Origin of the sequence: Duganella sacchari (genome assembly GCF_900143065.1) — a bacterium.
Classification (GTDB): Bacteria; Pseudomonadota; Gammaproteobacteria; order Burkholderiales; family Burkholderiaceae_D; genus Rugamonas; species Rugamonas sacchari.
On record NZ_FRCX01000001.1, the window covers coordinates 747,066 to 768,830 of the forward strand.

21 protein-coding genes are annotated in these 21,765 nt (G+C 63.3%); 20 read left to right on the plus strand and 1 reads right to left on the minus strand.

From position 1 onward, the window contains the following. Window positions 1-55 precede the first annotated feature (55 nt). From BUA36_RS03525 to BUA36_RS03565, 9 genes are all read left to right on the plus strand, one after another. A complete protein-coding gene (locus tag BUA36_RS03525; RefSeq protein ID WP_072781363.1) occupies window positions 56-1,666 on the plus strand; it encodes a GGDEF domain-containing protein in 1,611 nt (536 codons plus the stop codon). Between the two features lie 290 nt (window positions 1,667-1,956). Further along, window positions 1,957-3,579: a flagellin N-terminal helical domain-containing protein gene (locus tag BUA36_RS03530; protein ID WP_072781364.1), complete on the plus strand. Its 1,623-nt coding sequence runs from the start codon at window positions 1,957-1,959 to the stop codon at window positions 3,577-3,579. Window positions 3,580-3,670: 91 nt separating this feature from the next. Beyond that, the gene (locus BUA36_RS03535) at window positions 3,671-4,057 is read left to right on the plus strand and encodes a flagellar protein FlaG (RefSeq protein ID WP_072781366.1); all 387 of its coding nucleotides are present in this window, start codon (window positions 3,671-3,673) and stop codon (window positions 4,055-4,057) included. Between the two features lie 244 nt (window positions 4,058-4,301). Beyond that, window positions 4,302-6,986: a flagellar filament capping protein FliD gene (fliD, locus tag BUA36_RS03540; RefSeq protein ID WP_072781368.1), complete on the plus strand. Its 2,685-nt coding sequence runs from the start codon at window positions 4,302-4,304 to the stop codon at window positions 6,984-6,986. Between the two features lie 28 nt (window positions 6,987-7,014). Continuing rightward, on the plus strand, window positions 7,015-7,452 hold the full coding sequence (fliS, locus tag BUA36_RS03545) for a flagellar export chaperone FliS (RefSeq protein WP_072781370.1): 438 nt from the start codon (window positions 7,015-7,017) through the stop codon (window positions 7,450-7,452). A 3-nt stretch (window positions 7,453-7,455) separates the two neighbouring features. Further along, window positions 7,456-7,785 carry a flagellar protein FliT gene (locus tag BUA36_RS03550; protein ID WP_072781372.1) on the plus strand — a complete coding sequence of 110 codons (330 nt, stop codon included), beginning with the start codon at window positions 7,456-7,458 and terminating at the stop codon, window positions 7,783-7,785. 14 nt (window positions 7,786-7,799) lie between these two features. Beyond that, the gene (fliK, locus tag BUA36_RS03555) at window positions 7,800-9,344 is read left to right on the plus strand and encodes a flagellar hook-length control protein FliK (protein WP_072781374.1); all 1,545 of its coding nucleotides are present in this window, start codon (window positions 7,800-7,802) and stop codon (window positions 9,342-9,344) included. After that, on the plus strand, window positions 9,334-9,666 hold the full coding sequence (locus tag BUA36_RS03560; RefSeq protein ID WP_072781376.1) for an EscU/YscU/HrcU family type III secretion system export apparatus switch protein: 333 nt from the start codon (window positions 9,334-9,336) through the stop codon (window positions 9,664-9,666). Before fliK ends, BUA36_RS03560 begins: the two co-directional genes overlap by 11 nt. Window positions 9,667-9,682: 16 nt before the next feature. After that, window positions 9,683-10,441 (plus strand): flagellar brake protein, encoded by a 759-nt coding sequence (locus BUA36_RS03565; protein WP_072781377.1) that lies wholly within the window; start codon window positions 9,683-9,685, stop codon window positions 10,439-10,441. Between the two features lie 79 nt (window positions 10,442-10,520). Here the strand turns inward: BUA36_RS03565 and fliE are convergent, their stop codons facing one another. Further along, window positions 10,521-10,865: a flagellar hook-basal body complex protein FliE gene (fliE, locus tag BUA36_RS03570; RefSeq protein ID WP_072781379.1), complete on the minus strand. Its 345-nt coding sequence runs from the start codon at window positions 10,863-10,865 to the stop codon at window positions 10,521-10,523. A gap of 228 nt (window positions 10,866-11,093) precedes the next feature. Between fliE and fliF the strand changes: the two genes are divergently transcribed. The 11 genes from fliF (at window position 11,094) to fliP (ending at window position 21,757) form a co-directional block, all read left to right on the plus strand. Continuing rightward, complete coding sequence (gene fliF, locus BUA36_RS03575; RefSeq protein WP_072781381.1) at window positions 11,094-12,842, plus strand: flagellar basal-body MS-ring/collar protein FliF; 1,749 nt, start codon at window positions 11,094-11,096, stop codon at window positions 12,840-12,842. After that, window positions 12,835-13,833 carry a flagellar motor switch protein FliG gene (gene fliG, locus BUA36_RS03580; RefSeq protein WP_072781382.1) on the plus strand — a complete coding sequence of 333 codons (999 nt, stop codon included), beginning with the start codon at window positions 12,835-12,837 and terminating at the stop codon, window positions 13,831-13,833. The genes fliF and fliG overlap by 8 nt, the downstream gene beginning before the upstream one ends. Then, window positions 13,833-14,588 carry a flagellar assembly protein FliH gene (locus BUA36_RS03585; RefSeq protein WP_072781384.1) on the plus strand — a complete coding sequence of 252 codons (756 nt, stop codon included), beginning with the start codon at window positions 13,833-13,835 and terminating at the stop codon, window positions 14,586-14,588. Before fliG ends, BUA36_RS03585 begins: the two co-directional genes overlap by 1 nt. A 2-nt stretch (window positions 14,589-14,590) precedes the next feature. After that, window positions 14,591-15,991, plus strand: coding sequence for a flagellar protein export ATPase FliI (gene fliI / locus BUA36_RS03590; RefSeq protein WP_072781386.1), 1,401 nt, complete (start codon window positions 14,591-14,593; stop codon window positions 15,989-15,991). Between the two features lie 34 nt (window positions 15,992-16,025). Further along, window positions 16,026-16,466, plus strand: a complete 441-nt coding sequence (gene fliJ / locus BUA36_RS03595; protein WP_072781388.1) for a flagellar export protein FliJ — start codon at window positions 16,026-16,028, stop codon at window positions 16,464-16,466. A 21-nt stretch (window positions 16,467-16,487) separates the two neighbouring features. Then, window positions 16,488-18,179 (plus strand): flagellar hook-length control protein FliK, encoded by a 1,692-nt coding sequence (locus BUA36_RS03600; protein ID WP_084559965.1) that lies wholly within the window; start codon window positions 16,488-16,490, stop codon window positions 18,177-18,179. A gap of 202 nt (window positions 18,180-18,381) precedes the next feature. After that, window positions 18,382-18,900 carry a flagellar basal body-associated protein FliL gene (gene fliL, locus BUA36_RS03605; RefSeq protein WP_072781390.1) on the plus strand — a complete coding sequence of 173 codons (519 nt, stop codon included), beginning with the start codon at window positions 18,382-18,384 and terminating at the stop codon, window positions 18,898-18,900. 23 nt (window positions 18,901-18,923) lie between these two features. Further along, window positions 18,924-19,904 (plus strand): flagellar motor switch protein FliM, encoded by a 981-nt coding sequence (fliM, locus tag BUA36_RS03610; protein WP_072781391.1) that lies wholly within the window; start codon window positions 18,924-18,926, stop codon window positions 19,902-19,904. Between the two features lie 14 nt (window positions 19,905-19,918). Next, complete coding sequence (fliN, locus tag BUA36_RS03615) at window positions 19,919-20,356, plus strand: flagellar motor switch protein FliN (protein WP_072781393.1); 438 nt, start codon at window positions 19,919-19,921, stop codon at window positions 20,354-20,356. After that, window positions 20,353-20,982 carry a flagellar biosynthetic protein FliO gene (fliO, locus tag BUA36_RS03620; protein ID WP_229255595.1) on the plus strand — a complete coding sequence of 210 codons (630 nt, stop codon included), beginning with the start codon at window positions 20,353-20,355 and terminating at the stop codon, window positions 20,980-20,982. The genes fliN and fliO overlap by 4 nt, the downstream gene beginning before the upstream one ends. Then, entirely contained in the window at window positions 20,972-21,757 is a 786-nt protein-coding gene (gene fliP / locus BUA36_RS03625; protein ID WP_072781395.1) for a flagellar type III secretion system pore protein FliP, read from the plus strand. The genes fliO and fliP overlap by 11 nt, the downstream gene beginning before the upstream one ends. The last annotated feature ends 8 nt before the right edge of the window (window positions 21,758-21,765 follow it).

Genomic DNA, 21,765 nt, shown 5'->3' on the forward strand with positions numbered 1-21,765 from the left:
CAGCGCGCTTATCATTGCCGTAATTGGTAATCCATTAAGAGGTCCGCGCGTCACTATGTCCAGCAAACCACCTACTCCCGAGCAGAATCCGGCCGACATCGCGCGCGAGGCGTTTCGTCGCCTGGCAGTGCGCCGCATTGCGCCGACGCCGGAAGCTTACCGCGACATCTATAACGAAATTGCCGGCCTGCCGCCCGAGCCCGCCGCCACAGCACCTGCCTCCGCCACGCCTGCCGCGCCGCTGGGCAGTGCCGACCCCGGTCCGGAATCGGTGTTGAGCCAGTTTGCCACCAAGCTCACGGAAAACACCGGCGACCTGGCCGAGTTTGGCCGCCGCTTCAACCGCGCCGTCAAGTCGCGCGACTGGGACAGTTATGCGCGTGCTTTGTCGCAACTGGTGGAAAAGCACTTTATCGCGGCCAAGAAAGGCATTGAAGTGGCCGGACTGGCCGGCGAAGAGAGCGAGCAGGCGCGCAGCCTGCGCGACCTGCTGAGCCGCACCCTGACCTTTGCCGTGGCCTCGCTGCTGGCCGGCGCGCCGGTCCTGGCGGCGGAAGCCGAATCGCTGGGCGCCGCCACCAAGCTGGCCCACAGCGAGGAAGCGCTGGCGGAAATTGCGGTGCGCCTCAAACAGCTGTGCTACCAGATCGAACTACGCGGCGGCGACAGCGGTGAACAGCAGGAACTGCTGCTGCGCCTGTTCAAGCTGCTGCTGGAAAACGTCAGCGAGCTGCTGGACGATGACAGCTGGCTGCGCGGCCAGATCGACGCCGTGCAAAACCTCATCGCCGGCCCGCTGGACGTGCGCGCGCTGGAAGAAGCCACACGCAGCCTCAAGGAAGTCATCTACAAGCAGGGCCAGCTCAAGCACAGCCTGGCGGACGTCAAGCTCACCGTCAAGAACATGATGATGACCTTTATCGACCGTCTGGGCCAGGTGGCGGCCTCGACGGGGGACTTCCACGAGAAGATCGGCGGCTATTCGGAAAAGATCAGCCGCGCCGACAATATCGCCGAGCTCAACAGCATCCTCGACGAAGTGCTCAAGGAAACCCGCATCGTCCAGAGCGAAGCGCTCAAGGCACGCGACAAGATGATGCTGGCCAAACAAGAAGTGCAGGACGCCGAGGCGCGCATCCACACGCTGGAAGCCAAGCTGCAGCACCTGAGCGAGCTGGTGCGCGAAGACCAGCTGACGGGCAGTCTCAACCGCCGCGGCCTGGACGATGTGTTCGAACGCGAAACCGCGCGCGCCGACCGCCGCGGCACGCCGCTGTGCATTGCCGTGCTGGACCTGGACGATTTCAAAAAGCTCAACGACACCTACGGCCACATCGCCGGCGACGCCGCGCTCAAGCACCTGGTCAAGATCGTCAAGGACACGCTACGCTCGATGGATGTGATCGCCCGCTTCGGCGGCGAGGAATTCCTGATCCTGATGCCGGAAACCACGGTGGAAGCGGCCGCCAGCACCATGACCCGTTTGCAGCGCGAGCTGACCAAGCATTTCTTCATGCACGATAACGAGAAGGTGCTGATCACTTTCTCGGCCGGCGTGGCCCTGCGCCGCCCCAACGAAGAGCAGACCGAGCTGGTCAAGCGTGCCGACAAGGCCATGTACACGGCCAAACAGACCGGCAAAAACCGCGTGGTGGTGGCCGACTGAGCCGTTTTCCCACCCACCACCCCGTGCCCGGCCTCGCGCCGGGCATTTTTTTTGCACGAAATAAATTTTTTTTTGCCCTAAAGTTTCTTTTTTTACCGTCGTTTAGACGCTCATGCAGAGCGAACTTTAGCCCTGCAGCGAAAAATTTTCCGGCTTTTTCTCCCTAAACTTTCCACATGGGAACCCGTTACCGAGAATAACTGCGGTTTGATTGTCTTGGCAGCACAGGGACAGACCAAGGGGAACTGAGGCAACCCGCCCACAATGAAATACCAGTTTGGAGAAACATCATGGCACAAGTCATCAACAGTAATATTGCATCGCTGAACTCGCAACGTAACCTGACCTCCTCGCAATCCAGCCTGCAGACTTCGCTGCAACGCCTGTCCTCGGGCCTGCGCATCAACAGCGCCAAGGACGACGCTGCTGGCCTGGCGATTTCGGAGCGTTTTACGTCGCAGATTCGCGGCAATACGACGGCTGCGCGTAACGCCAACGACGGTATCTCGCTGGCGCAAACGGCCGAGGGTGGCTTGAGCACCGCCGGCGACCTGCTGCAGCGTATCCGCGAACTGGCCGTGCAATCGGCCAACGGCACCAACTCCGATTCCGACCGCAAATCGATCCAGAACGAGGTAGGCGCACTGTCACAAGAGCTGGACCGCGTGGCAAACACCACCCAGTTCAACGGCCAGAACGTGCTGGACGGCTCGCTGACCTCGGCCCAGTTCCAGGTCGGCGCCAACTCGGGCCAGACCATCAACATCGGCGTCGGCTCGGCCAAAGCGACTGACATCGGCAACAACACCGCCACCTCCGCCTACGGCACTGGTGCCGTGTCCGAAGCCGCTTCCTTCGGCGGCGGCGCAGCCACCAACGCCAACAACGTCAAGGCCCAGACCCTGACCTTCAACTCGGGTTCCGGCGTCAGCACCAGCGTGCAGGTGAGCGACGGCGACAGCGCCAAAAAGATTGCTGCGGCAGTCAATGGCCAGAGCGGCAGCAGCGGCGTGACGGCATCGGCCACCACCAGTGCAACCCTGTCGAACCTGCAAGATGGTTCCTACCAGTTCACGCTGCGTGGCAATAACTCGATCGCCAACGATTCGCAATCGAAAGCAGTGACCGTCTCGGCCCAGGTCAAGGGCGGCGATCTGTCGGCACTGGCACAGGCCATCAATGCGCAATCGGGCACCACGGGCGTCAGCGCTACCATCAAGACCAACGCGGCTGGCACGGGCAAGGAAATCGCTCTGGTCAACAGCAATGGCGATGACATCAACATCCAGAACACCAACACCGCTGCAGACGACAAACTGAACGGCGCCAAGATTCGCGGTGCGGATCAGCCAGCACAAGGTTCGAAGCCTGCCGTACTGGCCACCGATCAGACCTTCGGCGGCGGCGGCACCGGTGGCGACAAGGTGGATGCGACCGGCACCGTGCAGTATGACGGCGCGGCATCGAACATCATCATTGGCGGCCACCTTGAGTTCTCGTCGGACGGCGGTTTCTCGGCCAGCTCCACGCTGACCGATAACAGCATCATCGCGGTTGGCGCCGGTGCAGCTGCTGCGACCACCGCCAGCCAGCTGCAATCGGTTGCCAAGCTGGACGTGAGCACCGTGGCTGGCTCGAATGCTGCACTGAAGACCATCGACGCTGCACTGAACCAGATCAACAGCAACCGTGCTGCACTGGGTGCGATTCAGAACCGTTTTGCTTCGACCATCTCGAATCTGAACACCACGACCGAGAACTTGTCGGCTTCGCGTAGCCGGATTCAAGATACCGACTTCGCGGCGGAAACGGCCAATCTGACCCGTGGCCAGATTCTGCAACAAGCGGGTACCGCGATGCTGGCGCAAGCCAACTCGCTGCCGAACGGCGTACTGTCGCTGCTGCGTGGTTAAAATCCGGGGATGAGCTGATTCGGAATACATCGCTCTGACCAGGTTCCCCGGCTGATTTCATCAGTCGGGGATTTTTCGTAAAGGAAGCATCATGACTATCGATACCATAGGCTCGGCCACCACGGCCCGCACCGCCGACCGCAGCCCGGTCAGCTCTGACGCTGCAGTAGCGCAGGGCGCAGCGCGCGCGCCGGCCACCGCCGTCGAGACTGCCAACGCTGTCAAGGCCAGCACGGCCGTCCCGACGCTGGACCAGGTCAACGAAGCCGTGTCGCAACTGAACAAGTCGTCCCAGGCCAAGTCGCAAGGTCTGGAGTTCTCGGTCGACAACGACACCAAGCGTACCGTGGTGAAAGTAATCGACCAGAGCACCAAGGAAGTGCTGCGTCAGATTCCCACGCCAGAAGCGCTGGAAATCGCCAAGGCCCTTGAAAGCAAGTCCAGCAATACCGGTCTGCTGATCCAGCAAACCGCCTGAAGCCGGCGCGCGCCCGCCGCGCGCCGCCTTTTCCTCATCTATGGCATCCTGACGCCAGGCGTCCCCTCCTCCATCGCCGCCACCTTGCTGCCGATTACTGCGCAGTATCAACGTTGCAATATCAACTTGTTAAGCACTGCCGTTTTTTTCAGCTTTGCGCGAACTGGCGGGTTTTATCCCCTCTCAAGTCCGGTTTGATTCTGCCGATATTGTCTTATATTATTGTTTTACACAGGAGCACAAAGTGGGCATCTCATCTCCCGGTATCGGCTCAAACATTCCGGTCGACAGCATCGTCAGCAAGCTGATGGCAGTGGAGTCGGCCCCACTGGCGGACTTCGACAAGAAGTCGGCGAGCTATCTGGCGCAAGTCTCCGCTTTTGGCAATCTGTCCGGCGCCCTGGGCAGCTTCCAGTCCTCGCTGTCCGGCCTGACCTCGCTGTCTAGTTTCCAGACCCGCACCGCCACGCCTGGCGACGCCTCCATCCTGACCGCCACGGCAGGCGGCGACGCCTTGCCAGGCAACTATCGCATCAACGTCACCCAGGTGGCCCAGGCGCAAACGCTGGCTTCCAACGGTTACAAGAGCACCACGGCCGCAATCGGCCTGGGCGCCAAGACCACGATTAACTTCGCGCTCGGCACGGTCAGCGGCGGCACTTTCGGCATCACGGGCACCCAGCTTGGCGCCAGCCTCAACACCAGCGGCCTGACCCCGGGTTCGCTGTCGATCAACAATACGGCCATCGCCACCGACGGCAGCACGCGCAGCGCACGCCTGCTGGCGGACGCCATCAACGCCAAAAGCACCACCACCGGCGTCTCGGCCAAGGCCGCGACCACCGCCACCAGCGCCACCCTGTTTGGCAGCGGCGGCGCCTCGACCTTTGGCAATGTGGACACCAGCGGCGGCGGCACCTACAGCCTGTCGGTGGGCGGCGTGGAAATTGCCATCCAGCAAACCGGCGTGGCCGGCGGCAGCGGCGTCAGCGCCGCCTCGCTGGATGCGGCGCTGACCGGCGACACCGCTGTCAAGCGTGCGCTGGCGGACGCCAACATCACGGTGTCCGGTACGGTGGCCGGCGGCGACCTGCAATTCAAGAATGCCGACGGCAACAACATCGCCATCACCGAAACCGTCACGGGCGCCGTCAACGGCGGCATCGGCAACAGCGGCACCGCCAACATCGGCTCCAACACCACCGCCATCGGCTCGATCTCGCTGATTTCAGCCGACGGCAGCCCGATCACCGTGGGCGGCACCAATCCGGCCGGCGCCGGACTCACGGCCGGCACCGGCGGCGCCTATCTGGACGCCAGCTTTGCAGCCGACTCCAGCCGCACCAGCGGCAACATCGTGATCGACAGCTCCAACAATACCCTGCAGGGCATCGTGGCCGCGATCAACAAAGGCAATTTCGGCGTCACCGCCAGCATTGTTTCGGACGGCAGCACCGGCACCAACGCGACCCCAAACCACCTGATCCTGACCTCGAGCGCCACCGGCGCCACCTCGACCATGAAAATCACGCTGTCGGGCACCGGCGGCAATCCGGCGGACCCGGCACTGTCGGCCCTGCTGGGCTATGATCCGGGCGGCACCCAAAGCCTGTCGCAAAAAGCCGCGGCAGCCGACACCAAGGCCACCGTCAACGGCATTGCGGTGACCAGCCCCAGCGCCGGCATCAGCGGCGCGATTCCGGGTGTCACCATCAGCGCCCTCAAGGCGGGTGCGACCTCGCTGAGCGTGGCCACCGACAGCACTTCGCTGACCAGCGCGGTGAACGGCTTCGTCAAGGCATATAACGACCTGAATGGCCAGATCACCCAGCTCGGTGGCTACAACGCTGATACCAAGACCGGCGGCCCGCTGCTGGGTGATTCCACGCTGCGCAATCTGCAATCGTCGATCCGCCGCCAACTGTCGAGTTCGATTACCGGCCTGCAAGGCACCTCGCTGACCAATCTGTCGCAGCTTGGTATTTCCTTCCAAAAAGACGGCACTTTGCAGCTCGATACCAGCAAGCTGCAAAATGCGATCAACACCAAGTTCAACGACATACCGGGCCTGTTTGCGGCAGTGGGCCGTGGCACTGACCCCGATGTCAAGTTCGTCAGCTCCACCAGCAAAACCCAGGCCGGCGACTTCAACGTCGATATCAGCCAGCTGGCCACCAAGGGCACGCTCGCGGGCGACCTGGTGCTGCCAGCGGAAACCACCATCGACCCCGATACCACCTGGACCGTGACGCTGAACGACACCAAGCCGTCCACGCTGTCGAATACCGCCTCGATTTCCCTGCCGGCCGGCAACTACAACCCGAGCCAGCTGGCCACCATGCTGCAATCGGCCGTCAATGGCGTGAGCGCATTCTCCACCGCCGGCGCCACCGTGACGGCCACCGTGGGCGATGATGGCAAGCTGTCGCTGACCTCGACGCGCTACGGTTCCAAGTCCAACATCCACGTCAGCAGCGCCACCGGCACTGCGGTATCGGCCGTGTTTGGCGGCGGCGCCTCGGTGGATGGCGTGGACGTGACGGGCACCATCGGCGGCTACACCGCCACCGGCGACGGCCAGACACTGACCGGCTCGCCAGGCGCCCCGGTTGATGGCCTCAAGCTCACGATTACCGGCGACAGTATCGGCTCGCGCGGCAGCTTTGGCTTCTCGCAAGGCTACGCCTACCAGCTCAACACGCTGGCCGCGGGCTTCCTCGGGACCAGCGGCACAATCGCCAGCCGCACCACCGGCTTGAACAATTCCGTCAAGGACATCACCAAGCAGCGCGACGCGTTCAGCGCCCGCCTGGTCGATGTCGAAGCGCGTTACCGCAAGCAGTACTCGGCACTCGATACCACGATTGCCAGCATGAATACCACCCAGTCATTCTTGACGCAGCAATTTGCGGCCCTGGCCAAGTCCTGACCGCAAGCGCATTATTAGGAGATAAAGTATGTTCGGATCTCGACAAACTGGCGTCAATGCCTATGCCAAAGTCGGCATGGAAACCGGCGTCGTTGCCGCCAGCCCCCACAAGCTCATCGTCATGCTGTTTGACGGCGCCCTGGTGGCGCTGAGTTCGGCACTGAACGGTTTACGCAGTGGCAATATCGGCGAGAAGGGCAAATCGATCTCCAAGGCCATCATGATTATCGACAGCGGCCTGCGCGCCGCGCTCGACAAGAAAGCCGGCGGCGAAATCGCCGAAGGCCTCGATGCGCTGTACGAATACATGAGCAGCCGCCTGCTCACGGCCAACCTCAACAACGATGCCACGATCATTGAAGAAGTGCAGCGTTTGCTGATCGAGTTGCGCGATGCCTGGAACGCCATCGCCGACACCCCTGCCGCCACCGGCGTCAACCCCACCAACAACCTCGCGAGCGCCTGATTTATGATGACGATTCAAGATGTTTTATCCGTGTACGCCGCGATGGCCGACCTGACCGAACAAATGGTGCAGGCCGCCAGCCACAGCGACTGGGATACCCTGGTCCTGCTGGAGCAGCGCTGCGCTGCCCACGTGCAAGCCCTGCGCGAGCAAGAACCGCAGCACACCATGAGCGGCGCCGACCGCGAGCGCAAGATTGAACTCATCCGTCAGATGCTGAACGCCGATCGCCAGATCCGCGACCTGACCATGCCATGGATGGCCCAGCTGTCCAAACTGATCAACGCCACCGGTACTGAACGGCGCATCGTCACCGCCTACGGTAGCGTCTAAAGCAGGCGCGCGCCATGATGCCGCGCCTGGACGCCGCAGTCATCACGCCGGTCAATCCGGCTGATGGCGCTGGCGCCGGCCTGCCGATCGGCGATGGCCGCCAGGCGGCCCTGCAGCGCGTGCTGCAAAACCTGGTCGGCCAGACCGTGCCGGCCGAAGTACTGTCCAAACTCAAGGATGGCAGCTATCTGGTGCGGGTGGCCGACAACGCCGTACGCATGATGCTGCCGGGCGATACGCAAGTGGGCAGCAACGTGCCGCTGACCGTGCTCAGCGCCCAGCCGCGTCCCACCTTCCAGCTCGGCAATACGCCGCCGGGCAGCGCACCGACCCTGCTGTACACCGAAGGCGGCGCCACCGAGGGCGGCGACGCCACCACCTTGCCGTCTCAGGGCAGCGCCGTGTACGTGCCGGGCAGCGGCAAGCCCGCCACCGGCGCCCCCCCCGGCACGCCTGCGCAGCCGGGGACGCCAGCCACGGGCGCCGGTACGGACGGTGCGGCCGAAGGGGAAGCGATTCCCGGCCAGGCCCGGCCCGGCGGCGCCAGCGGCACGCCAGCGCCCGCTACCGATGCGCGCCCCGGCCTGCCGACCGGTGCGCCCGCAGGTGGTGAAGCGGCGGATGCCGCGCCGGCCACGCCAGGCCGCCCCGCCGCTGGTGCGGGCACCGCCACCCCGAATCCCGCGACCGCGCTGGCGACGCCAGCGGGCCAGGCACAGGCATCGGCCGCCGCCGCACTGGCCACCGGCACCGCCGTGCCGGCCGACGCCGTCAAACCGCAAAGCCTGGCCGCCACACTGCTGGGCAAAGCGCCGCTGACGCCAGCCAACGAACTGCCCGACCTCAGCCCCAACACGCCGCAAGCCACACTGAGCAACGCCGCGCGCGTGCTGACCTCCATCCTCAGCACCACCGCGCAGGCCGGACAGGCAGCGCAAGTGGCGCTGATCGGCAAGAGCGCGCTGTTTGGCAGTGCCGCGCCGGACACCGCCGAACTCGCGCAAAAACTGCACGACACCATCTCCAAAAGCGGTCTGTTCTACGAATCGCATGTGGCCGAATGGGCCAAGGGCGAGCGTCCGCTGGCCGACCTGATGCGCGAGCCGCAAATGCAGCGCCTGCTCCAGCAAGGCAATGACAGTGCTGCACGCGCCGCCACCAGCGGCCCCGACCTCAGCGCCGCACAGATGATCAACCAGCAGTTGCACACCCAGGAACAACATCGCGTGCTGTGGCAAGGCCAGGCCTGGCCGGGCCAGGACATGCAGTGGGAAGTGCGGCGCGACGAGCGCGAAGGCCAGCAGGGCGGCGGCGACAGCGATGCCGAGCCGGAACAGGTCTGGCGCAGCGGCGTGCGTTTCCGCCTGCCGACGCTGGGCGCCGTCTCGGCCGCCGTGACGCTGATCGGCGACCAGGTCCACATCCAGGTCCAGACCGACACCGACAACAGCGCCACCACCTTGCGCGCCTATGCCGGCCAGCTGGAGAACGCCATGGCTGCGGCGGGCGCCCAGCTGTCCTCGCTGACCATCCGCCAGGAGAGCGACCATGACGGATGAGGCGCCACGCAAGCCCATGCAGCAGGCCGTCGCACTGGCCTACGACACCGGCAAACCCGCGCCCAAGGTCGTGGCCAAGGGGCGCGGCCTGGTCGCCGATCAGATCATCCACGTGGCCAAAGAGGCCGGCGTGGCCATCCACGAGTCGAAGGAGCTTGTTTCTCTGCTCATGGAAGTTGATCTTGACCAACAAATTCCGCCGATACTCTATCGTACAATTGCGGAACTATTGGCCTGGCTATATCATATTGAAGCAGCGCAAAAATCTGGTTCGCCGTTACCTCCGGCGCCGGACACCAGCATCCCCTTGACCGAAATTTGACCTTCATTGGCTTTAGATGTACCCACACTTTCAGGATGCGGAATTGGAAAACTGGCACGATTTTGAAGTCGAATCACGGCGGGAGATTTTTGCCCTGTTGCGAGGTATCGGCGAAAAAAACCAGTTGATACGCATGCTGATCCAGGGCGAGGCGGATGTGTGCGTGACCTCGATCCTGGAAGTGGACGACGCCAGCAACATCGTCTACCTCGACTGTTCCATCGACCAGGAGCAGAACAAGCGCATCCTGGCCTCGCGCCGGCTGTCGTTTGAAACCACGCTGGACAAGGTACGCATCCTGTTTGCGGCCGACCAGATCGAGGCAACCACGTTTGAAGGCAATCCCGCGTTCAAGATCCCCTTCCCTGCCACGCTGATCCGTTTGCAGCGCCGCGAGTATTACCGCATCGCCACGCCGGTCACCAACCCGGTGCGCGTACAGATCCAGCTGCCAGCCGAACTGGGCGGCCCGACCACCTTCCCGCTGGCCGACATCAGCTGCGGCGGCATCGCCATCCTCGACAACAAAATGATCCTGGGCGACGCCATCGGCAAGAACTATGCGGACTGCCGGATTGATTTGCCGGAAATCGGCCAGGTCACCACCGCGCTGCAAGTCCGCAACTCGCTGGACCTGACGCTGCTGAACAACAAAACCAACCGCCGCCTGGGCTGCGAATTCGTCAACATTCCGCGCGGCGCACTGTCCGCCGTGCAACGCTTCATCACACGCCTGGAGCGCGAACGCAACGCCCGCATCGCCGGGCTCAGCTAAGACAAGTTCGGGGTCAGTGCCGACATTCGGACATTTCGCGAACGAAATGTCCGAATGTCGGCACTGACCCCGAACTTTTTTATACCTGCATATTCATGATGTCGTGGTAGGCCGACACCAGCTTGTTGCGCACCTGGATCGTGCCCTGGAAGTTGATGCTGGCTTTTTGCTGCGCAATCATCACATCCGACAGGCTGACCGAGTCGTCGCCCATGGCAAATTTCTTGTTCAGCGTATCGGCCTCGACCTGGCTGGCGTTCACCGCGTCCAGCGACTTCTTCAAGGCATCGGAAAAGTCGGCCTTCGGCGTGGCCGGCGCTTCGGTCTGGATCACCGGCGGCGTCAGACTGGGCTTTGTGGCGTGCGCTTTCAACTGCGCGATCATGGCCTGGATCTGACTGCTGTCAATTCCACCTGTTCTCATTGCTTACTCCCTTATTATTTCCGCCATGGAATATTTTCCACGGCATAGGCTAGCCTGGCGTTACAATGACGCACGGCTTTATCAGTGCTGACAGATTACCAAGTCAGGCACCAGCCGACTGGCAGGAGCAGGACCGTAAACAGCGCGCTGTTCCGGGTATTGAATTTCCAGATTACAAGCAATAATGGCCGTATTCCTTATAGAACCCTCATTCGGGACCTCACCATCATGGCCGTAGCGGAAGAAATCGACAACGACACAGCAGCCGGCGCAGCAGACGACGGCGCCGAGAAGCTGCCCTTCATCCAGACGCCGATGGGGCGGAATTTCCTGCGTGCCGCAGGCGCCGCCGCGATCGTGGCCGTTCTGCTGGGGCTGTACCTGTGGAACAAGCCGCCCGAATACGCGGTGCTGTTCTCCAACTACACCGACCGCGACGGCGGCGCCATCACGGCTGAGCTGGACAAGATGAACGTCAAGCACAAGTTCTCGGACAATGGCACCGCCATCCTGGTGCCGGCCGAGCAGGTGCATGACATCCGCCTCAAGCTGGCTGCGCAAGGGCTGCCCAAAGGCGGCAACGTCGGCTTCGAGCTCATGGAAAACCAGAAGCTCGGCGTGTCCCAGTTTGCCGAGCAGGTCAACTACCAGCGCGCGCTCGAAGGCGAGCTGGCCCGTTCCATCATGTCGCTGGCGCCGGTCGAGAACGCGCGCGTCCACCTGGCATTGCCAAAACCCTCGGTGTTCGTGCGCGACCAGCAGAAACCCACCGCCTCGGTGATTGTCACGCTGCACCCCAACCGCATGCTGGACCAGCAGCAAACCGGCGCCATCGTGCACCTGGTGGCGTCCGCTGTGCCGGAATTGCTGCCGTCCAACGTCAGCGTGGTGGACCAGGCCGGCAATCTGATTTCCGACCAGAACAAGCCTGGCAACGGTGTCAACGCCAAGCTTGACGAGCAGCAGCTCAAATACGTCAAAGACCTGCAGGCGCAGGTGATCAAGCAGGTTGAATCCATCGTCATCCCTATCGTCGGTGAAGGCAATGTGCGCGCCGAAGCGGTGGCCGATGTGGACTTTGCCCAGATCGAGCAGGCGTCTGAAAACTACAAGCCCAACTCGCCGCCGGCCGCCTCGGCCATCCGCAGCCAGCAGAGCAGCGAAACCAGTGGTGGCGGCGGCAACGCCAATCCGGGCGGGATACCCGGCGCGCTGTCCAACCAGCCGCCCGGCACCGCGACTGCGCCGCTGAACCAGACCGCCCAGGCCAACGGCCCCAACGCCCCGGCGCCCGGCACGCCGCCCGGCGCGGTACCGGCCACCGGCGCCAGCGCCAGCCCTAGCCACAAGGAATCGACTACCAATTACGAAGTCGATAAAACTGTGCGTTACGAGCAACGCGGCATGGGCGGCCTGCGCCGCATGACCGTGGCAGTGGTGGTCAACTATAAGCGCATCATCGATAAGAACGGCAAAGTATCGGTAAAAGCCTATACTCCTGAAGAGATGGCCAAGATCAATGATCTGGTCAAACAGGCCATGGGCTACAACCAGGACCGTGGCGACGCCATCAGCGTGGCCAACTCGCCATTCGATGGCGTCGACAAACCCTACGAGGCGCCGCCGGAATGGTGGAAAGATCCTGCCAACTTGCCATTGGCCAAGGATCTGGCAAAATTCCTGATTACCGCCCTGATCCTGCTCTACATCGTGCTGCGCATCGTGCGTCCGATGATGCGTCCGGTGTTCAAGAAAATCGACGAGATCAATGCACCGGAGCCGGAACCGGAAGTGCCGGAAGAAGAGATCGAAGAGGGACCCGACGAAGCGCTCATCGCCGAAGAGGCCTTGCGCAAAATGGAAGAAAATACTGCCCGCGGCTACCGCGAAAATCTGGCCATGGCCAAGAAACTGGCAGTCGAAGACCCCCGCATTGTGGCCAACGTGATCAAGGATTGGATAGGCGCAAATGACTGAGAATACCGGACTGCAAAAAGCCGCCATCCTGATGCTGGCGATGGGCGAAACCGAGGCTGCCGAGGTCATGAAATTCCTCGGCCCGCGCGAAGTGCTCAAGCTGGGCGCGGCCATGGCCACCATGAAAAACGTGCCGCACGAAGAAGTCGTCGGCACGCTCGACAATTTCCGCGACATGGTCGCGGCCGCCTCGACCGTGGGCCTCGACTCCGACGAATACATCCGCCAGGTGCTGACCAAGGCGCTCGGCGACGACAAGGCCTCCGTGCTGCTGTCGCGGATTCTGGGCGGCAAGGACGCGTCCGGCATCGAATCGCTGAAGTGGATGGATTCGCAATCCGTGGCCGAGCTGATCCGCAACGAACACCCGCAGATCATTGCCACCATCCTGGTCCACCTGGAGCGCGACCAGGCCTGCGAAATCCTCGGCAACTTTACCGACCGTCTGCGCAACGACGTGGTGCTGCGGATCGCCACGCTGGATGGCGTGCAGCCGGCCGCGCTGCGCGAACTCAACGACGTGCTGACCAAGCTGTTGTCGGGTAACGAAAACATCAAGAAATCCACGCTGGGCGGCGTGCGTGCTGCGGCCGAGATCCTCAACTTCATGAGCGGCGAGCAGGAAAGCTCGGTGATGGACAACATCAAGAACTACGACAACGATATGGCGCAGAAGATCATGGACGAGATGTTCGTGTTCGACAACCTGATCGATATCGACGACCGCGGCATCCAGCTGCTGCTGCGCGAAGTGCAGTCGGAGATGCTGATTATCGCGCTCAAGGGCGCCTCGCAGGAGCTGCGCGACAAGATCTTCAAGAACATGTCGGCGCGTGCTTCGGAAATGATGCGCGAAGACCTCGAGTCCAAAGGTCCGGTGCGCCTGTCGGAAGTGGAAACCCAGCAAAAACAAATTCTGCAAATCGTGCGCCGTCTTGCCGACGAAGGCCAGATCGTGCTCGGTGGCAAAGGTGAGGATTCGTTCGTTTAATGGTCATTCATACAAAAGAGCAGCAGCCGGCATTCCAGCGCTGGGAAATGACCTCGTTTGGCGACGAGCGACCCAGCATGGTGGCGCTGCGCGAAGCGGAACAGCGCGAACGCGATGCCGAAGACGCGCGCATCGAAGCCGAACAGCGCGTGCAGGACGCCCTGGCCGCGCAGCAGGAACAGATGGAAATGGGGCCGCCACTGCCGCCGCCCATCGCCTACCCCACCGTTGAAGAGCTGGAGCAGATCCGCGAAGACGCCCGCCAGGACGGCTATGCGGAAGGACTGGAAGTGGGCCGTGCCGAAGCCATCGAAGCCGGCCTGCAAGCCACCAAGGAAGAGCTGCAACACGTGCGTGCGCTGGCCGACAGCTTCAGCAGCGCGCTGCAGGACGCCGACCAGTTGATCTCCAACGATGTGCTCGAGCTGGCCCTGCAACTGGCCAAGGGCATGCTGAAAAACGCGCTACCGGTCAAGCCGGAGCTGATCCTGCCCATCGTGCGCGATGCCATCGAATACCTGCCGGCGCTGCAGCAGCCGGCCCTGCTGGTGCTGCATCCGGACGACGCCGCCACCGTGCGCGCCGGCATCGGCGAGGAGCTGGACAAGGGCGGCTGGCGCGTGGTGGAAGACCCCTCAGTCGGGCGCGGCGGCTGCAAGGTCGATACCGCCAGCAACCAGATCGACGCCACCGCCGCCGCGCGCTGGCAACGCCTGAGCCATGCGCTGGGCAAAGAAGTGGACTGGCTGGCCTGATCATGGACGCCGCCGCTAATCCGCACGCCGGGCGCTGGAAATCCTATCTCAACGATTGCGCCGAACTGGTCGGCTTTGTCGAGCCCATGCAGGTTTCGGGCCGCGTCACGCGGGTGGCCGGGCTGGTCATGGAAGCGGTCGGCCTGCGCCTGGCGGTGGGCGCCGCCTGCACCGTGCCGCTGCCGGCCGGCGGCAAGATCGAAGCGGAAGTGGTTGGTTTTGAAGGCGACAAGCTGTTCCTGATGCCGCAGTCGGACGTCGAAGGCGTGGTGCCCGGCACGCGCGTCTTTCCGGTCGAGGCGGCGATCCCCAAGCCGGGCAGCGTCACCCATCCGCGCCGCCGTCCCAGCGACCGCGCGCGCCACCTGCCGGTGGGCCCCGAACTGCTGGGCCGCGTGCTGGATGCGGCCGGCCGCCCACTGGATGGCAAGGGCCCGCTCAACACCGGCGACAGCGCGCCGATCAACGTGCGTCCCGCCAATCCGCTGGGCCGCGCGCCCATCGTGGAAACGCTGGACGTGGGCGTGCGCTGCATTAACGCCATGCTGACCGTGGGCCGTGGCCAGCGCATGGGCCTGTTCGCCGGTTCCGGCGTCGGCAAGTCGGTGCTGCTGGGCATGATGGCGCGCTACACCGAGGCTGACGTCATCGTGGTCGGCCTGATCGGCGAACGGGGCCGCGAGGTCAAGGAATTCATCGAGCAGATTTTAGGCGAGGAAGGCCTGGCGCGCTCGGTGGTGGTGGCGGCGCCGGCCGACACGCCGCCGCTGATGCGCCTGCAGGGCGCGGCCTACTGCACCGCGATTGCCGAGCACTTCCGCGACCAGGGCCAGAACGTGCTGCTGATCATGGACTCGCTGACCCGCTACGCCATGGCGCAACGCGAAATCGCGCTGGCGATCGGCGAGCCGCCCGCCACCAAGGGCTATCCGCCGTCGGTGTTTGCCAAGCTGCCGGTGCTGGTCGAGCGCGCCGGCAATGGCGAGCTGGGTGGTGGTTCCATCACCGCGTTCTACACCGTGCTGACCGAGGGCGACGACCAGCAAGACCCGATTGCCGACTCGGCCCGCGCGATTCTGGACGGCCACATCGTGCTCAACCGCCGTCTGGCCGAAGCGGGCCACTACCCGGCCATCGATATTGAACAATCGATCAGCCGCGCCATGCACTCGATCACCTCGCACGAGCACCAGACCAAGGCGCGCCAGCTGAAGCAGCTGTTCTCGCGTTTCGAGCGCAGCCGCGACCTGATCAGCGTCGGCGCCTATGCCGCCGGCACCGATCCGGTGCTGGACCAGGCCATCCAGCTGCACGACCGCATCGAGAATTTCTTGCAACAACAGATCACCGAAAGGGTGACCATGGGCGAGAGCTTGGGGCAACTTACCTCTCTATTCGACTGATTGACGCGCTAGCGCGCTACTTATAATTGTCACCATGGCTTCCAAAGCGCAATTAGAAACCTTGATGGACCTGGCGCGGCGCGAGACGGATGACGCCGCCAAACGGCTGGGCGTTGCCCTCAAAGCCGTGGATGAGGCCAAGCAAAAGCATGAAATGCTGGTCAGCTACCGCGAGGAGTACATCAAGCGTTTTGAAGCGGCACAACAGGCGGGGATCACGCCCATGGCTTATCGCAACTTCGTAGCTTTCATTGAAAAGCTGGAAACCGCGATCAAGGGCCAGCTGGACATGATCAAGCACGCCGAATACCGCAGCACCCAGGAAAAGACCGCCTGGCAGACCAGCGAGCGCAAGCGCATGTCCTATTCCACCCTGAACGACCGGGCGGACGCCGCCGCGCTCAAGCTGGAAAACAAGCGTGACCAGAAAGCCATGGATGAGCACGCCGCAAGGCAGGCGTACTACAAACGATGAACTAACCGATACGGCGCGAAAATGCAGACCCCGAACCTCCAGATTCCTACCCTGAACGCCAATGCAGTGGCCGCGCCGAAAGTCAACCTGAACCTCAGCGCCGGCGGCGACAGCAACGCCTTCAAGCAGGCGCTGTCGCGTGAAATGGACCAGCGCCAGGACAATCGCGGCCGCAGCAGCCAGCCGACCCGCTCGGCTGACAACGCCACCGCCTCGCGCGCCACCGCCGCCAAGCCGCAGCAAGCGGCGCCCGTCAAACAGCCAACATCGCAAAACGACCAGGCTGACGCCGCCAAGCCAGCGGACACGGCAGCCGCTCCGGCGCCAGCAGCCCCACAGAACCAGAGCAAAACCGCCAGCAACGATAGCGACAGCAGCAAGGACAGCAGCGACAGCGCCAATGGCGATGCACAATCGGCGCAGGCTGCCGATCCGGTAGCCGACATGCTGGCCCTGGTGGCCGCCTTCAACCAACCGGCCGCACCTGTAGCGGCGCCAACTGCCGCCGCAACCAGCGCTGATGCCGGCGTCGCGGTCGCTGCAGGCGCCAGCAGCGCTGCGGCACTGGCCGCCAATGCTGCGGCTGACGCTGCTGCCGCAGCCGCCCAGGCCGCCGCAAGCGCTGCTGCCGGCGCCGACGCCTCGGCCACCGCTGACGCCAGCGCCGCCGCTGCCGCGCTGGCCGCTGCCGCTGACACCACAGGCGCCGACGACGCCGCGCTCAAAGCCGCACAACACAGCGCCGCCGCCGACACCGCCGACTTCAAGACCGCACTGGGCAAAGCCGGTTCGGCTGCACAAACCGCAGCGGATGCCGCCGCTGCGGCCGCAGCCGCTGCCGCCAAGGCCGCTGCCGACGGCAAGACCGATGCCAGCCTGAAACCGGCCATCGCCGTCGCTACGCCAGCCGCCGGCACCCAGGTGGAAACCCAGCCTGTGGCCGATACCGCCACGGACGCCACGGCAGTCGCAGATACCGCGCCCAAAGCCGGCGCCGACGCCATCAGCCACATCGACACCAAGGCCGCGCCGGCCGCCAGTGCGCAGCCGCAAGTGTCGCAAACCCAGCAGCAACAGCAGCAGGCCGCCGATCCCGCCCAGCTGGCCACCACGGCCAAAGCGGGCAGCACCGCCAACGCCGAAGCCACTGCCGCGCTCAAAGAACAGGCCAGCATCACCATCGCGCCGACCGCCTCGCATGCAGCGCAGGAAATCGCCAAAGCAGCCACCGCCGTGCCAACCGACAAGCTCAGCAGCCGCGTCGGCAGCCAGGCCTGGGACCAGCAACTGGGGCAAAAAATCGTCTTCATGGCGGCCGGCGGCGAACAAAGCGCCACCATGGAACTGAATCCACCCGACCTCGGCCCGCTGCAAGTCGTGCTGAGCGTGAACAAGGACCAGGCCACCGCCACCTTCACCTCGGCCGCGCCGGAAGTGCGCCAGGCGCTGGAATCGGCCCTGCCCAAGCTCAAAGAGATGATGAGCGACGCCGGTATCCAGCTGGGCAGCGCCACCGTCTCGTCCGGCATGTCGGACCAGAACAACAGTGCCTACAACCAGCAAGCCAGCACCGCGCACAGCGGCAACGGCAATGGCGGCGGCAGCGGTTCGGGCAGCAGCTACGGCCGCAACACCAGCAATGAGGCCGACCTCGCCCGCAGCGCGCCACACGTGCGCCGCTTACCGGCCGGTGCGGTTGATACTTTCGCCTGATCCTGGCAGGTTCATCGCCAAAACCGGGACCGGCACCCTGCCCTCCCGGTTTTGTTGTCTGTTACACTACGGAAACGTCAAGCAGCTGCGTGAACGCCCTTCTTTTCGGCGGATGCAACTGCGCAGGGCGAACCGATAATGACATAATGACGGCATGATCCATTCCGTTGCATGAAGGGCTATTTTGAAAGCGAACCCAAAAATGAAAGCCGATCAGAAAGTTGAAGCAGCACCATCCGGTGGCGGCAGCAAGAAACTGATCATCATCATCCTGGCCCTGGTGCTGGTACTTGGCGCCGGTGGTGGCGGCGCGGCCTGGTTCTTCCTGCACGGTAAAGCGGACGCGGAAGAACATGACGAAGCGCCGGCCAAGAAGAAAAAGGCCAAGAAACCCGTGGGTCCGCCCAAATATGTGCCGATCGAACCGTTCACCGTCAATCTGCAGCCTGGCGAAAACGGTGCCGACCAGTATCTGCAACTGGCCATCACGCTGGAAGTGTCAAGCGAGGAAGAGACCACGGTCATCAAGGACAATATGGCCAAGGTGCGCAGCCGCATGTTGCTGCTGCTGTCGAGCAAGCACGCGGCCGACATCAACACGCCAGAAGGCAAGGTCCAGCTGGCCAAGGAAATCGTTGCAAGCCTGAAGGAGCCGTTCGAAGACCGCGGCGCCCAGCAGGAAGTCGAAGACGTGCTGTTCACGTCCTTCATCATTCAGTAACCACGTAGAAAATAAGCGGAATCATGGCTGATAATTTTCTCTCCCAGGAAGAAGTCGATGCCCTGCTGAAGGGCGTCAACGGCGACCAGGACGACGTCGCGGCGGCAGAAGATGTCGCGGGAGTACGCACCTACAACCTGGCGACCCAGGAACGTATCGTGCGTGGGCGGATGCCGACGCTGGAAATTATCAACGAACGCTTTGCCCGTCTGCTGCGCGTCGGCCTGTTCAACTTCCTGCGCCGCAGCGCCGAGGTGTCGGTGGGGTCGGTGCGCGTGTCCAAGTATTCCGAGTTCATCCGTAACCTGGTGGTGCCGACCAACCTGAATCTGGTGCACATGAAGCCGCTGCGCGGCACCGCGCTCATGGTGTTTGACCCGGGCCTGGTGTTCCTGCTGGTGGACAACCTGTTTGGCGGCGACGGCCGTTTCCACACCCGTGTGGAGGGCCGTGACTTTACCCAGACCGAGCAGCGCATCATCCTGCGCATCCTCGACATCGTGTTCGAGGCCTACACCAAGTCGTGGGAGCCGGTCTACCCGGTCGAGTTCGAGTACATCCGCTCGGAAATGAATACGCAGTTTGCCAACATCGCCACGCCCAACGAGGTGGTGGTGGCGTCCACCTTTACCGTGGAGCTGGGCTCGGTGTCGGGCCAGATCCACTTCTGCATGCCGTACTCGATGATCGAGCCGATCCGCGATTCGCTGACCTCCAGCCTGCAAGGCGAGGCGCTCGAAGTGGACAAGCGCTGGATCCGCCTGATGACGCAGCAGATCCAGATTGCCGAGGTCGAAGTGGTGGCCTCGCTGGGCACGGCCAAGGTCAATTTCGACGAGATCCTGAACATGCGGGTGGGCGACATCATCCCGCTGTCGATCCCGGAATTCATCTCGGCCACCGTGGACGGCGTGCCCGTCATGGATTGCAGCTATGGCGTCATGAACGGACAATACGCGCTCAAGGTCGAGAAACTGCTGGCCAATGCCGATAACCTTAAATAACACCGGAGAGAAACATGTCGGATAACCAAGACGATCAACCCCTGGACGAAGACGATCCATGGGGTGCGGCGATCGCCGAGCAGGCGCAGGCGGAAGCCGCCGCGCTGGAAAAACAGCAGGCGGCTTCGCAAGCGGCCAGCGCCGCCGTGTTCAAGGACTTTTCCAGCACCCCGAGCAAAACCGAAACCCACAATGATATCGACTTCATCCTCGATATCCCGGTCCAGCTGACGGTGGAACTGGGCCGGACCAAAATCGCCATCAAGAACCTGCTGCAACTGGCGCAGGGTTCGGTGGTCGAACTGGACGGCCTGGCCGGCGAGCCCATGGACGTGCTGGTCAATGGCTGCCTGATCGCCCAGGGCGAGGTGGTGGTGGTGAATGACAAATTCGGTATCCGTCTGACCGACATCATCACGCCGTCTGAACGTATTCGAAAACTCAATAAATGAAGCACGGACTGATTTCTACTCTTATCGTCGCGGCGGCCTTGGCCGCCGCGCCTGCTATGGCCCAGCGTACTGTGTCGGGCACCATTGGCGGCGCCCATGCCGGCGGTGTGTCCGCCGCCGCGCAAGCCGCTGCCGCCCCATCCCCGGCTCCTGAAACACCCGCACCAGCCGCTACTGCGGACAGCCCTGCCCCGGTGGCCGCGCCCGCCGCCGTTGCACCCGCACCGGCCCAGCCCAGCGCGCTGGCCATGACCATCCCGACACCGCAGCAGTCCACCACCTCGACCGGAGGCAGCCTGCTGCAAACCTCGGTCGCCCTGCTGTTTGTGATCGGCCTGATGCTGGGCCTGGCCTGGCTGACCAAGCGTTTCGGCCCGAAGAACTTCGGCGGCGGCAACAGCAACGTCAAGCTGGTCGGCTCGCTGAGCGTGGGCACGCGCGAGCGCATCCTGGTGGTCGAGGTGGGCGAGCAATGGATTGTGGTGGGCGCCTCGCCCGGCCGCATGAACGCGCTGGCCACTATGCCGCGCCAGGAACACAGCGAACCGCCAGCGCAGGCCAGCCTGCCAACCGCCAACTTCGCTGACTGGATCAAACAAACTATCGACAAACGCCATGGCAAATAAGCTGTCCGCAGGCGTTGCAAAGGCAGCCCCGGCCGCCGCCAAAACCCTGTTCCTGCTGGCGATACTGGCGCTGCCGCTGGCCGCCGGCGCCGACTCCAACATCGGCATCCCCGCGCTGACCTCCACGCCAGGTCCGGCCGGCAGCACCAACTACACGCTGCCGGTCCAGACCATGCTGCTGATGACGGCGCTGACCTTCATCCCGGCCGCGCTGCTGCTGATGACCGGCTTTACCCGCATCATCATTGTGCTGTCGCTGCTGCGCCAGGCGCTGGGCACGCAATCGGCGCCGCCCAACCAGGTGATGGTCGGGCTGGCGCTGTTCCTGACGCTGTTTGTGATGGGCCCAACCTTTGACAAGATCTACAACGAGGCCTATCTGCCGCTGCAGGAAAACAAGCTCACCATGCAGCAAGCGCTCGATAAAGGCGCGGCGCCATTAAAAACTTTCATGTTGAAGCAAACCCGCCAGGCCGACCTGGCGCTGTTCGTCAAACTGTCGCACAGCCCGGCGCTGCAAGGGCCGGAAGACGTGCCGCTGCGCATCCTGGTGCCGGCTTTTGTCACCAGCGAACTGAAAACCGCGTTCCAGATTGGCTTTGCCATCTTCATTCCATTTCTGATTATCGACATGGTGGTCGCCTCTGTACTTATGTCGATGGGCATGATGATGATGTCGCCAGCCGTGATTTCGCTGCCGTTCAAGCTGATGCTGTTCGTGCTGGTGGATGGCTGGCAGCTGCTGCTGGGCTCCTTGGCCCAGAGCTTCTACTAGGAGGACCG

What these genes read in the sequence shown, in the direction of transcription:
- BUA36_RS03550 (WP_072781372.1), top strand. Translation starts at nt 7,456, where the DNA reads ATGATGACGATTCAAGATGTTTTATCCGTGTACGCCGCGATGGCCGAC.
- BUA36_RS03560 (WP_072781376.1), top strand. Translation starts at nt 9,334, where the DNA reads ATGACGGATGAGGCGCCACGCAAGCCCATGCAGCAGGCCGTCGCACTG.
- fliP (WP_072781395.1), top strand. Translation starts at nt 20,972, where the DNA reads ATGGCAAATAAGCTGTCCGCAGGCGTTGCAAAGGCAGCCCCGGCCGCC.
- fliJ (WP_072781388.1), top strand. Translation starts at nt 16,026, where the DNA reads ATGGCTTCCAAAGCGCAATTAGAAACCTTGATGGACCTGGCGCGGCGC.
- fliL (WP_072781390.1), top strand. Translation starts at nt 18,382, where the DNA reads ATGAAAGCCGATCAGAAAGTTGAAGCAGCACCATCCGGTGGCGGCAGC.
- BUA36_RS03585 (WP_072781384.1), top strand. Translation starts at nt 13,833, where the DNA reads ATGGTCATTCATACAAAAGAGCAGCAGCCGGCATTCCAGCGCTGGGAA.
- BUA36_RS03565 (WP_072781377.1), top strand. Translation starts at nt 9,683, where the DNA reads ATGTACCCACACTTTCAGGATGCGGAATTGGAAAACTGGCACGATTTT.
- fliI (WP_072781386.1), top strand. Translation starts at nt 14,591, where the DNA reads ATGGACGCCGCCGCTAATCCGCACGCCGGGCGCTGGAAATCCTATCTC.
- fliN (WP_072781393.1), top strand. Translation starts at nt 19,919, where the DNA reads ATGTCGGATAACCAAGACGATCAACCCCTGGACGAAGACGATCCATGG.
- fliM (WP_072781391.1), top strand. Translation starts at nt 18,924, where the DNA reads ATGGCTGATAATTTTCTCTCCCAGGAAGAAGTCGATGCCCTGCTGAAG.
- BUA36_RS03600 (WP_084559965.1), top strand. Translation starts at nt 16,488, where the DNA reads ATGCAGACCCCGAACCTCCAGATTCCTACCCTGAACGCCAATGCAGTG.
- fliS (WP_072781370.1), top strand. Translation starts at nt 7,015, where the DNA reads ATGTTCGGATCTCGACAAACTGGCGTCAATGCCTATGCCAAAGTCGGC.
- fliO (WP_229255595.1), top strand. Translation starts at nt 20,353, where the DNA reads ATGAAGCACGGACTGATTTCTACTCTTATCGTCGCGGCGGCCTTGGCC.
- fliF (WP_072781381.1), top strand. Translation starts at nt 11,094, where the DNA reads ATGGCCGTAGCGGAAGAAATCGACAACGACACAGCAGCCGGCGCAGCA.
- BUA36_RS03525 (WP_072781363.1), top strand. Translation starts at nt 56, where the DNA reads ATGTCCAGCAAACCACCTACTCCCGAGCAGAATCCGGCCGACATCGCG.
- BUA36_RS03535 (WP_072781366.1), top strand. Translation starts at nt 3,671, where the DNA reads ATGACTATCGATACCATAGGCTCGGCCACCACGGCCCGCACCGCCGAC.
- fliK (WP_072781374.1), top strand. Translation starts at nt 7,800, where the DNA reads ATGATGCCGCGCCTGGACGCCGCAGTCATCACGCCGGTCAATCCGGCT.
- BUA36_RS03530 (WP_072781364.1), top strand. Translation starts at nt 1,957, where the DNA reads ATGGCACAAGTCATCAACAGTAATATTGCATCGCTGAACTCGCAACGT.
- fliE (WP_072781379.1), bottom strand. Translation starts at nt 10,865, where the DNA reads ATGAGAACAGGTGGAATTGACAGCAGTCAGATCCAGGCCATGATCGCG.
- fliG (WP_072781382.1), top strand. Translation starts at nt 12,835, where the DNA reads ATGACTGAGAATACCGGACTGCAAAAAGCCGCCATCCTGATGCTGGCG.